The sequence below is a fragment of the Polluticoccus soli genome (assembly GCF_029269745.1).
Taxonomy (GTDB): Bacteria; Bacteroidota; Bacteroidia; order Chitinophagales; family Chitinophagaceae; genus Polluticoccus; species Polluticoccus soli.
On the sequence record NZ_JARJHT010000002.1, the window covers coordinates 574,264 to 588,059 of the forward strand.

17 protein-coding genes are annotated in these 13,796 nt (G+C 46.0%); 7 read left to right on the plus strand and 10 right to left on the minus strand.

Translation table 11 applies throughout. The annotated features are described in order from the left end of the window. Positions 1–157 precede the first annotated feature (157 nt). Complete coding sequence (locus P2W83_RS13170) at positions 158–1,531, plus strand: terminase small subunit (RefSeq protein WP_276134209.1); 1,374 nt, start codon at positions 158–160, stop codon at positions 1,529–1,531. 123 nt (positions 1,532–1,654) lie between these two features. Here the strand turns inward: P2W83_RS13170 and P2W83_RS13175 are convergent, their stop codons facing one another. Beyond that, positions 1,655–2,524 (minus strand): sigma-70 family RNA polymerase sigma factor, encoded by an 870-nt coding sequence (locus P2W83_RS13175; protein ID WP_276134210.1) that lies wholly within the window; start codon positions 2,522–2,524, stop codon positions 1,655–1,657. A 259-nt stretch (positions 2,525–2,783) separates the two neighbouring features. On the opposite strand from P2W83_RS13175, the gene P2W83_RS13180 reads away from it, so the two are divergent. The 5 genes from P2W83_RS13180 (at position 2,784) to P2W83_RS13200 (ending at position 7,777) form a co-directional block, all read left to right on the plus strand. Continuing rightward, complete coding sequence (locus P2W83_RS13180) at positions 2,784–3,164, plus strand: START-like domain-containing protein (protein WP_276134211.1); 381 nt, start codon at positions 2,784–2,786, stop codon at positions 3,162–3,164. 134 nt (positions 3,165–3,298) lie between these two features. Then, positions 3,299–4,747 carry an LptF/LptG family permease gene (locus P2W83_RS13185; protein ID WP_276134212.1) on the plus strand — a complete coding sequence of 483 codons (1,449 nt, stop codon included), beginning with the start codon at positions 3,299–3,301 and terminating at the stop codon, positions 4,745–4,747. Continuing rightward, on the plus strand, positions 4,726–5,409 hold the full coding sequence (locus P2W83_RS13190; RefSeq protein WP_276134213.1) for a phosphatase PAP2 family protein: 684 nt from the start codon (positions 4,726–4,728) through the stop codon (positions 5,407–5,409). Before P2W83_RS13185 ends, P2W83_RS13190 begins: the two co-directional genes overlap by 22 nt. Then, complete coding sequence (locus tag P2W83_RS13195; protein ID WP_276134214.1) at positions 5,409–7,022, plus strand: ArnT family glycosyltransferase; 1,614 nt, start codon at positions 5,409–5,411, stop codon at positions 7,020–7,022. The genes P2W83_RS13190 and P2W83_RS13195 overlap by 1 nt, the downstream gene beginning before the upstream one ends. Before the next feature lie 20 nt (positions 7,023–7,042). Then, complete coding sequence (locus P2W83_RS13200) at positions 7,043–7,777, plus strand: DUF481 domain-containing protein (RefSeq protein ID WP_276134215.1); 735 nt, start codon at positions 7,043–7,045, stop codon at positions 7,775–7,777. Here the strand turns inward: P2W83_RS13200 and P2W83_RS13205 are convergent. From P2W83_RS13205 to P2W83_RS13245, 9 genes are all read right to left on the minus strand, one after another. Beyond that, a complete protein-coding gene (locus P2W83_RS13205) occupies positions 7,774–8,283 on the minus strand; it encodes a KdsC family phosphatase (protein WP_276134216.1) in 510 nt (169 codons plus the stop codon). The genes P2W83_RS13200 and P2W83_RS13205 overlap by 4 nt on opposite strands. Next, complete coding sequence (gene iscX / locus P2W83_RS13210; RefSeq protein ID WP_276134217.1) at positions 8,283–8,522, minus strand: Fe-S cluster assembly protein IscX; 240 nt, start codon at positions 8,520–8,522, stop codon at positions 8,283–8,285. The genes P2W83_RS13205 and iscX overlap by 1 nt, the downstream gene beginning before the upstream one ends. Before the next feature lie 48 nt (positions 8,523–8,570). Further along, positions 8,571–8,909, minus strand: coding sequence for a 2Fe-2S iron-sulfur cluster-binding protein (locus P2W83_RS13215; protein ID WP_276134218.1), 339 nt, complete (start codon positions 8,907–8,909; stop codon positions 8,571–8,573). A 110-nt stretch (positions 8,910–9,019) separates the two neighbouring features. Further along, on the minus strand, positions 9,020–9,784 hold the full coding sequence (locus P2W83_RS13220) for a Rossmann-like and DUF2520 domain-containing protein (protein ID WP_276134219.1): 765 nt from the start codon (positions 9,782–9,784) through the stop codon (positions 9,020–9,022). Further along, entirely contained in the window at positions 9,781–10,536 is a 756-nt protein-coding gene (locus P2W83_RS13225; RefSeq protein WP_276134220.1) for a lysophospholipid acyltransferase family protein, read from the minus strand. Before P2W83_RS13225 ends, P2W83_RS13220 begins: the two co-directional genes overlap by 4 nt. Beyond that, positions 10,536–11,216 (minus strand): uracil-DNA glycosylase, encoded by a 681-nt coding sequence (gene ung, locus P2W83_RS13230; protein WP_276134221.1) that lies wholly within the window; start codon positions 11,214–11,216, stop codon positions 10,536–10,538. The genes P2W83_RS13225 and ung overlap by 1 nt, the downstream gene beginning before the upstream one ends. 12 nt (positions 11,217–11,228) lie before the next feature. Beyond that, entirely contained in the window at positions 11,229–11,753 is a 525-nt protein-coding gene (locus tag P2W83_RS13235; protein ID WP_276134222.1) for a hypothetical protein, read from the minus strand. 69 nt (positions 11,754–11,822) lie between these two features. Beyond that, on the minus strand, positions 11,823–12,701 hold the full coding sequence (locus P2W83_RS13240) for a bestrophin family protein (RefSeq protein WP_276134223.1): 879 nt from the start codon (positions 12,699–12,701) through the stop codon (positions 11,823–11,825). Positions 12,702–12,716: 15 nt separating this feature from the next. Next, positions 12,717–13,328, minus strand: coding sequence for a fumarylacetoacetate hydrolase family protein (locus P2W83_RS13245; protein WP_276134224.1), 612 nt, complete (start codon positions 13,326–13,328; stop codon positions 12,717–12,719). Between the two features lie 21 nt (positions 13,329–13,349). Here P2W83_RS13245 and P2W83_RS13250 point away from each other — a divergent pair, with 21 nt between their 5' ends. Further along, positions 13,350–13,784: an acyl-CoA thioesterase gene (locus P2W83_RS13250; protein ID WP_276134225.1), complete on the plus strand. Its 435-nt coding sequence runs from the start codon at positions 13,350–13,352 to the stop codon at positions 13,782–13,784. Positions 13,785–13,796: the final 12 nt, after the last annotated feature.

Below are 13,796 nucleotides of genomic sequence, written 5' to 3' on the forward strand. Positions count from 1 at the left end.
CAAGTAATATGAAATTCCTTCAGCCAGGGTTCGCAATCAAAGCTCCCGCTTTCAGAATTAATGTTTTTCAATTAAACATTAATTTCGTATATTTGTGTTATTATAAACCCGTTTCTTCCTTCTGAATGGAGGTCGAAGAAATGTCAACCTATCAACCATGAATGCCAACCAGAAAACCTTTCTGCGCGAGTACCTAGTTACTGGCGACAAGATGGCCGCCTACCGCAAAGCTTATCCCAAAGCCAAAGAATCATCTATTAAAAGCGCCGTCAACCGCCTGATGCGCGATAATCCTGCCATTGCACAAGCCGTGCGAGAAAAAGACCAGCAATTAGACCAAAAGGCGGAAGAACAGGTATTGGAGCAGAAAAAGCGCAAACACCTTGCCAAATACCAGCTGCGCGAACTATTTGCCAATGTTATTGACGGCAGTGAGCTGACCGAAAAGATATACCGCACCCGAGATGGCTTTGAACGCCAGATGGCCAGGCCTACAGTATCGCAAAAGATAGCAGCCGCCAATGCCTGCATCCGCATGGAGGGCTGGGGTAGGCCACAACCTCGTGCGAGACAAAAGAAAGAGGAGATAGAAGCGGAGCCCAAAGGGCCGGTAAAGTTCCAGGTAATGATAGGCGGCTTGCCCATGGATGAATACACCGCCCTGCACGGCAACACTATAGACGCGTATTTTGACACTGCCGACGGCACCAGCAAATGGTGGCCGCTCGATATACATATGGACCGGTATCTGGATCTTCAGCAGCGCAGGCAGGCCCGCAAAGACGAAGAACGCCAGCAACGGATGACGCCGCAGCTGGAGCGCGAAGAACAACAAGCTATAAGCGATTTCGAAAGAAGGGCAGTGGACGAAACAGGTTACCAGCCCCAGGGCAAAGTAATAGACGACCTGCGCGAAGACTACCTGGCAACAAAGAATAAAGAAAAGCTGCACGAGCTGCAGTCAGTACAAAAGATGTGCGGCCTGCGTTTCCTCCACCATCGTCACCGCTTCGAAGCCGAACGCGAGGCAGGCTGGGAATTTCACCCGCTAAACAATAACCTTATCCGAAAATCCTCCCCATTTCGGCAACAAACGGAAACAAAAATGCCTTGTGATTCCCATCAAAGCTGTCATTCTGATAATAAAAGCTGTCATTCTGAGCGCAGCGAAGAATCCCCTGAGCCTATGCAATCAGTTCAATCGACCGATGAACAATCACAAACATTACCGGCTCAGGTGTCATTGCACCCACCACCAACCCACCTCGCCCTCCTCAAACAAGGCTACAAACCCCTACAAGAGCTCCTGCAAGACGAATTCGACTACTACATCAAACACCAATGCAGCACCACCTGGCAGCAAAAGAAACAGCTGGATCGCTTTGCCGCCCACCGCAACGCCCCGCCCGAACTACGCAACCAAATAGAGCAGGAGACAGGCTGGTTCTATCACGCTGAAAACACACAATATGCCAAACGAGATCCGGCAAAACCATTGGTACGGATAAGGTTTTCCGGACCGTCCCGTTGACCCCTATCCCCTAAAGGGGAAGGCCGCGAGTAATTTTCCAAGTCCCCTTTAGGGGATTTAGGGGTAAATAAAAAAACGCCCGGTAAAACCGGGCGCTCTATAAACAAATGTGGTATGATGAAATTAGTTACCGAGGTAAGATTTCAGCAGCTGGCAGCGGCTAGCCGTACGCAGCTTAGTGATGGCTTTGTCTTTGATCTGGCGTACACGCTCGCGGGTAAGCGAGAATTTTTCGCCGATGTCTTCCAGGCTCATTGGGTGCTCAACACTGATACCGAAATACAGCTTGATCACATCGCGCTGACGGTCGGTCAGGGTGCTCAGCGAACGCTCGATCTCGCAACGCAGAGAGTCGTAGTGTTCCAGTTCAGAGTCTGCAGATTCAGAGTTAGGGTTCTCCAGAACGTCCAGCAGGGTGTTGTCTTCACTGTCAACGAAAGGAGCATCTACCGATACGTGGCGGGCAGCTACACCCAGTGTAGTTTCCACTTCTTCGGTACCGATATCCAGCAGTTCTGCCAGTTCTTCGGTCGATGGCTCGCGCTCATACTCCTGTTCGAGCTGAGAGTAAGCTTTGCTGATCTTGTTAGACAGGCCTACTTTGTTCAGTGGCAGACGAACGATACGAGATTGTTCGGCCAATGCCTGGAGGATAGATTGGCGGATCCACCATACGGCATACGAGATGAACTTAAAACCACGTGTTTCATCAAAGCGCTGTGCGGCTTTGATAAGACCCAGGTTGCCCTCATTGATCAGATCGCTCAGGGAAAGACCCTGGTTTTGGTACTGCTTGGCCACCGATACCACGAAACGGAGGTTGGCCTTAGTGAGTTTTTCAAGGGCGTACTGGTCGCCTTGCTTGATACGGATAGCGAGTTGTACCTCTTCTTCCGGAGTGATCAGATCTACTTTACCGATCTCCTGCAGATACTTCTCGAGAGACTGGCTTTCACGATTGGTAATCGATTTCGTGATTTTTAGCTGACGCATGGACATAGGCAAAGCATTAAATGGTTAGACAATTCAGGCTGTAAACGTTGATAATGAATGTTGAGTGACATTTCTATGGCAAATCTAAGGGCGGACTCAATTCAACCCAAAAAAATTTAAGGAATTGTTAACAGCGATTTTTCCCCAAATATTAAAATTCCGACTATGCTAACTGATATGAAAGTTAACGAAAAATTTTGAATGTTCGATCCTTTTTTTATTATTGCACCCGAAGTTAATTCAAGCGAACCTCTCTACGATGAAGAAAAAGACAATGTACTCCCTGGAGTTTCCGGTTAGGTGTTCACCTTCCATATTATATGAGTTCTTATCAACGCCCGTTGGTCTGCAGGAATGGTTCGCCGATAAAGTCGACCAACGTGATCAGACATTCTATTTTAGCTGGAATGGCGCGGTAGATACGGCAGAAGTGCTGGAGCAGGCAGAAAATTCGTTCATTCGCTATCGCTGGGACTACTATGGTGATGATGAATTTTTCGAATTCAGCATAGACCAAAGTCCGATAACGAACGAGACCATTTTAAGGATCACAGATTTTGCAGACAAAGCCGACCTGAAAGACCAGGAGCGACTTTGGAACTCGCAGGTGAGCGACCTGAAACACCGCATAGGCAGCTAAGAGCCTGTTATGATACCTAAAGCTTGCTACCCGCAAGCTTTAGTTTTTTATAAATTCTGGTTAATACTACCCGGGTAGAGGTAAATCGCGCTTGTTTTATGTAGGTTTGCACCACCGGAACAGATACTTGCCTCTTGATAAAAAAACTGGACATACTCATCCTACGCAGCTTTATAGGTCCATTTATCGTTACCTTCTTCATTACGCTGTTCGTACTGGTCATGCAGTTTTTCTGGCTGTATATGGACGAATTGATCGGGAAGGGGCTTGGAACCTGGCTTATCGTGCAGCTGCTGTTCTATATGTCTACTACCATGGTGCCCCTGGCGCTGCCTCTTGGCATCCTGCTGGCGTCTATCATGACCTTTGGTAACATGGGCGAGAACTTCGAGCTCGTAGCTATCAAATCGGCAGGCATCTCGTTGCTGCGTTTTATGAGGCCGCTATTGCTGTTCATCGTCTTTATCAGTGCTCTTGGCTTCTTGTTCAACAATAACGTTATCCCGTTTGCCAATCTTAAGGCGCTATCGCTTCTATACGATCTAAGGAACTCAAAACCGGCACTGAATATACGTGCAGGCCAGTTCAATTCTGACATCAAAGACTATGCTATCAGGGTAGGTGAGAAGGATAACGATGGCAAGACGATCCGTAATGTGGTTATCTACGATCACACCTCGGGTATGGGCAATGAAAAGGTCGTATTGGCCAAGCAGGGCGAAATGATACCATCGCCCGATAAGCAATACATGATCTTCAGGCTGAAAGACGGCTGGCGTTACGATGAAAGTGCCGGTACAGGAAACAGCCAGGCCAATAAGCAGATACGCATGTACTTCAAAAACTGGGACAAGGTTTTTGATCTATCGTCGTTCAAACTAAACCGTACTAACGAGGACTTGTTCAAAGACGCCTACCAGATGATGGATGTGGCGCAGCTGACAGAACGCATTGACAGCATGAAGCGCCATCAGAAACGTCTTCATGACAATGTGAACGTGTACCTGGGCCCATATATAACCATACTATCCAAAGGCGACGACAGGAAAACCCTTTTGGCTAAGATGCCATCAAAACCGGTGCATAAATACGATTCAAGCTTTTTGAACGTGGTCAATGATACCTTGCGTTACAGGGTGACGCAGCTAGCCGCCAGCCAGGTACGCAATTCGCAAAGTCTTATCGGTATTACCGCGGTCGACTATAAAATACAAAACGACAATTACCTGAAGTTTAATGTGGAGTGGCATAGGAAATTTACCTTGTCGTTTGCCTGCGTGTTGTTGTTTTTGATCGGTGCTCCGTTAGGGGCCATCATCCGTAAAGGTGGTTTAGGTATGCCGCTTGTTATTGCCGTTGCTTTCTTCGTTGTATTCCATATTATGTCGATAACCGGTGAGAAGCTTGCTAAAACAGGTGCGGTTGAACCGGGCATCGGTATGTGGATGGCAACAGTTATGCTACTCCCTATTGCATTTATTCTCATTCGCCAGGCCAGGAACGATTCCCAGATCTTTAGTAAGGAATGGTACGTTCGGGCGTGGAACAGAATTTCCGGACTATGGTCAAGAAAAGCCGCTTAACCTTTTCGACAGAAAAGCCCTATACTTCTTACAACCCGTATTTTCTTATTCCATTCCTCATTTGGGTAGTGGTAGGCGGGTTGTCACTCATATTTTTCGACAGGCGCGTGCTGTTTGAGTTCGCTAACGGCCGGCATTCGGAGTGGGGCGATGTGCTCATGACTTATATTACCAACATGGGAGAAGGCCCGTTTGTTCTGGTAGTTCTCTTGATACTACTCGGCCGTACCTCATTTCGCAACTTGTGGTTTTTCATCACGGCACTTTTTAGCAATGTCTTGCCAAACATAATGACACAGGCAGTGAAGAGTGGTGTAAATGCGCCCCGGCCGCTTAACTATTATAAAGAGGCGCCGTGGATACACATATCGCCGGACTGGCCCCGGTACATGGAGCGAAGCTTTCCCTCCGGGCACACAACAGCTGCATTTTGCCTGTTTTCATTCCTCGCAATACTATTGCCTGAGAAATACCGGCACTGGGGATTGGTTTTCTTTTTCATGGCAATAGCCGTGGGGTATTCAAGAATGTATCTTGCAGCACACTTTTTCATTGATGTATATGTAGGTAGCATCATTGCAACGGTGTTTGTGGTGTGTGTGGTCACCTTGATGAACCGAAACCAGGGACGCTTTTTTAAACAAGACTACGGTATTCACTAATGCCAGTTTCATTTCGTTATCTCATCATTATAATAGCAGGGTCACTGCTATTTTTCCCATTCCTGGGTCATGTGCACCTGTTCGATTGGGATGAGATCAATTTTGCCGAGTGTGCCCGTGAAATGATCGTGTCGCATGACTATCTGCGTATGCAGATAGACTTTCAGCCGTTTTGGGAAAAGCCGCCCTTGTTCATATGGATGCAGGTGCTGGCAATGAAACTGTTTGGCGTTAACGAATATGCTGCACGCTTCCCGAATGCATTTATAGGGGTGGTCACTTTAGTTACTCTCTATTATGCCGGTAAGCGGGTGATTGGCGACAGACTGGCTACCTGGTGGACCGTGATCTATGCTGCTACCTGGTTGCCGCATTTTTATTTCAAGTCGGGTATCATTGATCCGTTGTTCAACCTGTTGATATTCCTGGCCTTTTTCCAGGTGTACCTGTTGCGGTATGAAAACAGGAAGAGCCTGCATGCTATACTTGCCGGATTGTTCCTGGGGCTTGCGGTTCTTACAAAGGGGCCAGTGGCGATTCTCATAGCCCTGCTGGCTTTTGGTGTTTATGTTGTAGTCAATAAAGGCCTTTGGGGTTATAAGATCGGTTACCTGCTTCTTATTGCGTTGTCGGCATTTGTTACAACTTCGTTATGGTTTGGCATAGAAGCCATTAATCACGGTTGGTGGTTTGTGAGCGAGTTTATTACCTACCAGGTACGCTTGTTTCAAACAGAAGATGCCGGCCATGGCGGACCATTCTTCTATCATTTTATCATACTATTCATAGGCTGTTTCCCAGCGTCGATGTTCTTATTCCAATTCAGTCGCAAGCGATCGACTACTTCTGAACCTGCTCGTGACTTTACCCGCTGGATGTGGATATTGTTTTGGGTCGTGCTTATCCTGTTCTCGATAGTAAAGACCAAGATCGTGCACTACTCTTCGCTATGTTACTTCCCCTTGACATACCTGGCTGCGTTACAGCTATATCGTCTCAGCAATGAACGTATTGATATCAGCAAAGGTGTGCAAGCATTGTTACTTACTATAGGAAGCATCCTCGGTATTGCAATCGCATCTCTGCCTATTGTTGGTATTAATAAGGCGAAGCTTATCCCCTTGATAGATGATCCTTTTGCAGTAGGTAACCTGCAGGCTAATGTACCCTGGAGCTATGTAGAATGCATATGGGGAATACTTTACCTGGTTGGTATCTGGGTGTCGGTGATGATGATGCGCCGGAATTTCAGGATCGGAATGGTGGTGCTTGCCGTCGTTCAGATTGTAATAATACAAGTAACGGTGCTGCATTTTACCCCAAAGATCGAGGCTATTTCTCAACGTGCCGCCATCGAATACTTTAAGAGCTTCCAGGGCAAGGATGTGTATGTAAAAGTACTCGGGTATAAGAGTTACGCACATTTATTCTATACAAAGAAACAACCGCCGATCAATGAAAATTCTTATAACGAAGAATGGTTGCTGACGGGACCAGTTGACAAACCGACCTATTTTATCTGTAAAATAATGGATGCTGATCGGTATCGGGCTATGCCTCAGCTGCAACAGATAGGCGAGAAAAATGGCTTTGTTTTCTTTCGCAGGAAGTAAATTTGAAGACCTGATCACTCATGAAAACAGGAGTTGCGTTTATATTATTTATTCTTTTGGCTGTTGCGGCAAACGCACAGTACACAGATACTACGCAGCATTACCTAAAACTATTGGCCACTGGTAGTGTCAATAGGACCGACGAGACAGAGAACTATCTACTGAATAACTCAGCGCGATTTGGTCTTCGTAAAAAGCGGGTGGGCATGAATACAGGTGCTGCCTGGGTGTATGGTGAGCAAAATAACATCCTAAGCAATAATGATTTCAATGGATGGGCTGATATGAACTGGTACCCCCATCGCAGCAAGAATTTCTACTATTGGGCATTGGCTAACTATACAGCGAGCTACTCACTCAAGATAAATAGTCAGTACCAGGCAGGTGGAGGTGTGGCCTATAGCATTATCAACCGCGATAGCCTGTATTTGAATGTGAGTGACGGACTGCTGTATGAGTATTCAGACCTGCAGCTTTCTGACACTACCGTTGAAATGTATAATACGGTCAGAAATTCCTTTCGCTTATGGTTTAGGTTTAAGTACAGGAATATGATCTCGTTTGATGGCGGCAGTTTTCTTCAGCACTCACTAAAGGATGGGAACGACTATATCATTCGCAGCAGCGCGGCCCTAGACTTTAGATTAGGATGGGGTTTTAGCCTGAGGACAAGCCTGACCTATAACAAGTTTAACCGAACCGAAAAAGAAAACCTATTACTGAACTATGGATTGATATACGAGAAGTACTTTTAGGATGGAAGTTCCCAGTCACCGTTTAGCTTGAGTACCTTTTCAATCACGTCACGTACGCAACCCTCGCCACCTGTTTTGGGAGAAATGTACTTAGATACTTCACGAATCTCAGAAACAGCATCGTTGGGGCAGCAGGGTAGTCCGCATACTTGCATGGCGGCATAATCAGGTATGTCGTCACCCATATACAGAACGTGATCGAAGGATGTTTTAGATTCCTCTGCTATTTCGAGAAGCAGTTCTTTTTTTGTCTCTATTCCAATATGAACATCAGTAACCCCGAGCTTATTGAGCCTTGCACGCACGCCTTCTGACCTTGCGCCGGAAATGATCCATACTTTATAGCCTTTTTTGATGGCCAGCTGTATAGCAAATCCGTCCTTAATGTTCATACGGCGGAGCAGATGTCCTTCTTCAGTAGCCAGCAACGACCCGTCGGTAAGAACACCGTCCACATCGAACACAAATACGCGTATAGGCTTAAAAAGCTCGAGGATGTTGTTCATTATTTTTGGTTGTCACGCCATTCGTAAACCCAGGCAGCCTGTATCATTTCCAGGTGGCCTTCGTTGCATTCTTCGCGCTTGCCCTCAAATCCAGAAAGCTCAAGCACCCATTCAATAAGTTCGGTAAAGCGGACACGGTATATTTTGCTTTCAGTAAAGTCGTCGCCAAATTTCTCATATAGCTTCAGGGCTATATCCTCGTGGTCTTTCCAGGTTATTGGCGGTTCGTAATGTGCCATTGATCTCGTTAATTGAGTAGATTAAGTAAAGATGATTTAGGTATTTGCCTAGTCGCCGTGCAGCAAGGATTGGTCAGGCACTGTTATCTCGAGAGTTCCACTCCCGCCCGGTTCCAGAATACACTGGCAACCCAATCGTGAGTTTAGTCTTGGATTTCTTGCCCGGTCAATGAAATCTTCCTCCTTATCAGTTATCTCAGGAATATGTTCTTCACCTTTTTCTACATAGATATGGCAGGTGCTGCAGGCGCAAACCATGCCACAATTGTGGTGCAGTTCAATATTGTTGTCTAATGCCACTTCCAATATACTTTGGTCGGCGGCAATGTTTTCCAGCGTTACAGGCTCTAAACCCTTTTGCTCGAAATTGAATTTGATAGTGTACATGAATGCTTAAACTCGAGTTGAGAGCGCAAAAATAGCACTAAAGAGCCAATGCGGCAATTCATGGGGAATATGCCTTCATTAATAGGCAGATATAGTTATTCTATCGGTCCTTATTTGTACATGTTCTCTATAGAACTCGTAACCGCCTGGTAAATGGTTTGCCAGTCGGAATGAGCCTGCAGCATGTCCATATGTTTGCGGATAGTAATATCATCGTGACGCCGGGCCGGACCCGTCTGTACATCGTAAGGAGATGCCGACTGTACGCGTTCAAACGTTTGTTGCAGTATAGGCACAAGCATAGAAAAAGGTATGCCTTGTGCCTTGCAGACGGATTCTGCGACGGTCATGAGGTGATTAGTGAAATTGTTGCTCAACACAGCGGACAGATGGAGCCAGCGGCGTTGTTCAGCGGTTGCTTCGTTGAGAATGTTGGTGAAGGTTTGGCAGATTCCTGATATGATTTCCTTAGCCTTATCGGAAGATGCCTCAAATACTGTTGGTATATTCCGGTGTTCTGGGAGCTTGTGCTTAAGTATAGAATAGATGGGCCAAATAACGCCTTGGTGGATAGCAGCATTCCCTAAAGCTGAGATATCGACAGAGCCCGCTGTGTGCAGCAGTACTGTCTCTCTGAACGAGAGGCTAGACGCTATATCGGCGATCGCGTGGTCTGAAATAGCAATAATACAGACATCGGCACTATCATTTATGTCATTTAGGCTATCGTAGACTGTTGCCTGGATCTCGTTGGCTAGTTCAGTTGCGGTCTGTTTATTCCGGCTGTAAACGCCCAGGCATTTATGCCCGGCGGCCGAAAGCTTATTTGCGAAAAACCAGGCGGTGTTTCCGCTGCCTATGAGATTGTAGTTCATGAGAGCCTTTCGCGATTAGCAGTGTAGTATTCAAGCATTAAGTTATAAATTCTTTGCTTGAATTCAGCAGTATCATTTAGGGTAAGGCCTGCCGTGGGTATGGGTTCGAGGAAATGAATATGTATTGGACGCGGCCATGCCCAGAGCGATTTATTATGTGGTAATACTTTGCCGGTATTGAATATCAGTCCGGGTACCACGGGACGCTGAGCTTTGATCGCACTGATAAATGCTCCGTCAAAGAATGGTTGCAACGGCTCGTCCGTCTTGTTGCGGGTGCCTTCGGGATACAAGCAGAGATGAACGCCCTTGTCTAGCATTTCGTTCATTTTGCTGAAGCTCTCGGCGCGACTATTTCTATTCTTTCTGTCGACAAGTATTGAGCCCGCTTTGTAAATAACACCGAATATGGGTATGCGCGCCATTTCGGATTTTGCCAGTGTTTTATTTGGGCCAGGTATCCAGGGCGACGATACTGGTATGTCGGCAAGGGAGTTGTGGTTAATGACCACAACATAATGTTCACCTTTCTTGAAGTATTGTTTTCCTTTCCGTCGTACGGGACAAAATACGAGTGGCATGAATACTGCCATCCAGGCTTTGAAAATTGGATGCATTACCCTGGCTCGCTGAGGCTCGGGCAGCAGCGTCGTAAGCCAGATAGGAATAACAACTATCAACATTGTGCAAACGAACAGCAGCAATGCGTATACGAAGTAGATGTGCCCTAAAATATTCTTTACCTGTTTCATCAGTTATTATCCAGCGACCAGTCGATCGGTTTCAGGCCTTTGCTCTGTAGCCATTGGTTAGTCTTGCTAAAATGGCCACTGCCAAAAAAGCCATTGTATGCTGATAATGGAGACGGGTGTGGAGCGGTAAGTATCAGGTGTTTGTTTCGGTCTATGAGTTCCTGTTTGCTTTTGGCAAACGAGCCCCAGAGGATAAATACAACATGATCTTTTTTATCAGAGATGGTTCTGATCACGTCGTTTGTGAATTCGTGCCAGCCTATTTTGCTGTGCGACATCGGTGAGTTGGCCTCGACAGTGAGCGCTGCATTAAGTAATAGTACACCTTGCCGGGCCCATTTTTCAAGATTGCCGTGTGCTGGTATATCGATGCCGAGATCGCTGGACATTTCTTTAAAGATATTAACCAGCGATGGTGGCGGTGCCACGTTTTTGGGTACAGAGAAGCTGAGTCCGTGTGCCTGCCCCGGATTGTGATAGGGGTCTTGTCCTAAGATCACAACTCTCACATCTTCAAACGGCGTGGTATTGAAAGCGTTGAAAATATTACTTCCAGCCGGGTAAATGACTTTGCCAGACTGCTTTGCGTCTTTCAGAAAACTAACGATCTTTTCGAAGTAAGGCTGCGAAAATTCTTTTTGCAGCGCATCTTTCCAGCTCGCTTCTATTTTTACATCCATTGCCAGATGTGGTTAATTCTTTTTTGGTTTGGACGCAGCAGGTTTGGCTTTGCCCGGTTTTGTAGTTGGCGCTGCCTGGGGTTTTTCGTCCTGGCGCAGGATCGTAAAACTGCCACATGCACTTTTAGTCTTTAAATTTTGTGTGAGCGCAACCATAAAAGTGTCAGTAGTTTCAGGTACTATGCTGTAAATAAGCAGGTTGCTTTCTGAGGGGTTATCAAACTTGCGTTCATCGATCCTGAATTTTGCTTTGTCGTAAAGCTCAAAATGCATGTTGCTGGCTTCTTTCGAGCCAATAAAAACCAGCTGGTGCAATTTGCCCTGTGTCAGTACTACCGGAACACCCACGGCTTCTTTCGACTTCATGGTGATCATCATGTCGCGTATAGATACAAAGCCTTGCGGTTTCAAATCGCGTTTTACTTGCTCGGCCTGTACACGCAAAGATGCGTCCATACAGCCCAGCATGTTTTGCTGTGCCTGTGCCAAAGTGGCGAGCGACAGGCCAGCGGCAACGAATACAATTTTCTTCATCATGGAACAGTTAAGAAGCGAAGATAGGGATTTGAACAGGTTTTTGCAGGCGTTTTGGCTGCTTGCAGAAAGCTATAGTATTTCAGCTACGTGCTTTTTTATGTTTTCCGACATCTTTTGCATGGGCAGATCATTGGTGTCGCTGCCAAATGGATCTTCGATCTCTTCGGCAATCACTTCGAGACTCGCTAATACATAGAATACAAGTGCAACGACTGGTATCATCAGGTATCCAAGTGACAGCACGTATCCAAAAGGCAGCGTCATGACATACACAAAAATGAACTTCTTGATGAAGGCGCTGTAGGAGTAGGGTATGGGGGTATTCTTAATGCGTTCGCAAGCGCCACAAATGTCTGTAAAGCTGGTAAGTTCAGGATTAATAAATAACAGTTGTTCACCAGTTAGTATACCCTGTTTTTGTAGTCCAACAGCCTTGTTTTGCAGCATTTTTGCTACCTGGTTAGGAGCGTGTTTGCCATCCTCCATGTGTTTTAGTTCAGGATGCTCCTTCTCATCAAGCGCATAGCGCGTGAATTCAGATTGCAAATGTTCGCGCAGTACCGAGGCGTACATAGGTATCACGCGCTTGAAGTAAGCACGTGTTTCGATGTCTGTTTCTGGAAGAAGCGCATGCAATTTAATCGCGAGATTGCGGCTATTATTTACCAGTGAACCCCAGAGCTTGCGTCCTTCCCACCAGCGATCATAAGCTGTATTTGTACGAAACACCAACAAGAGCGACAACGCAAACCCGAGCAGGTTATGCATCTGATGCAAATTCTTTAGATAGCTCTTTTCCGAAAGATTCAGAAAGTTCAGTTCGAGGTAGGCTACTCCAGCAGCATAGAGTGTTATAATACATATGAGCTTGCCCAGTTTCCTGGCTGTGTCATGCTTGTGAAACTGGAACAGTATGTCGAACCAGTGTTTGGGATCGTAAATGCGCAAGGTTCTGCTATTTTATTAGCGAATTTTTACGTCGAGAAGCTTCTCGTTTTCCAGGTAGCCTTCCAGCTTGTCGTATACGTTTAGAGAGCCAACGCCTGCGGGAGTTCCTGTAAATATGACATCGCCAATGTTTAGCGTAAAAAAACCTGAAACATACTCGATGATCTTGTTGATGTTGAAGATCATGTCTTTGGTATGGCCGTTTTGTACGGTTTCGTCATTCAGCTTCAGCTCGAAGTGGAGATTGTCAAGGTTCATTTCAGGTGTTATTGGTCGCCATTCTCCAAGGGCTGCCGAGCCATCGAAAGATTTAGCTATCTCCCAGGGAAGACCTTTGCTTTTTTGTTTTTGCTGCAAGTCGCGCGCGGTAAAGTCAAGACCCACCGTTATTTCGCTATAATACTTGCGAGCAAATTTCTCCTGGATGTATTTGCCATTCTTGCTGATCTTAACAACCAGTTCGCATTCGTACTGGAGATCATCCGTAAATTCAGGATAGTATAAAGGTTTATCGGGAAGCAGAAGCGCATTTTTAGGTTTCATGAAGATGACCGGTTCGGTCGGTACATCATTATTTAGTTCCTTTGCATGCTCAGCATAGTTTCTACCAATACATATTATTTTCATAGCACAATTGCCAACGTTTATATGAGCCGTGTAAAAATAAAGTTTCCTGACGAAAAACCATTGTTTACTACACCTATACCTGTACGCATCGGTGACATAAACTACGGCAACCACCTCGGAAACGATGCTGTGCTGTCTATAATGCATGAAGCGCGTGTGCAAATGCTGCACAGCTGGGGGTATACTGAGCTCGATGCCGGCGGCAATAGCCTGATAATGGCTGATGTAATGATCGCTTATAAAGGTGAGGCTTTTTATGGTGACACGTTGAATGTCAGCATTTATACCGATGAACTGATGCCCATGTCATTTAATCTGCTGTATCATATCTCTACAACAACCGGCAAACAGGTAGCACATGCCAAAACCGGTATGGCATGTTTTGATTATAACATCCGTAAAATCGCGGTTTTGAAAGACGGACTAAAAAATAGGTTGACAGGTGTTGGTATTTAAAGAGTTTTTTCT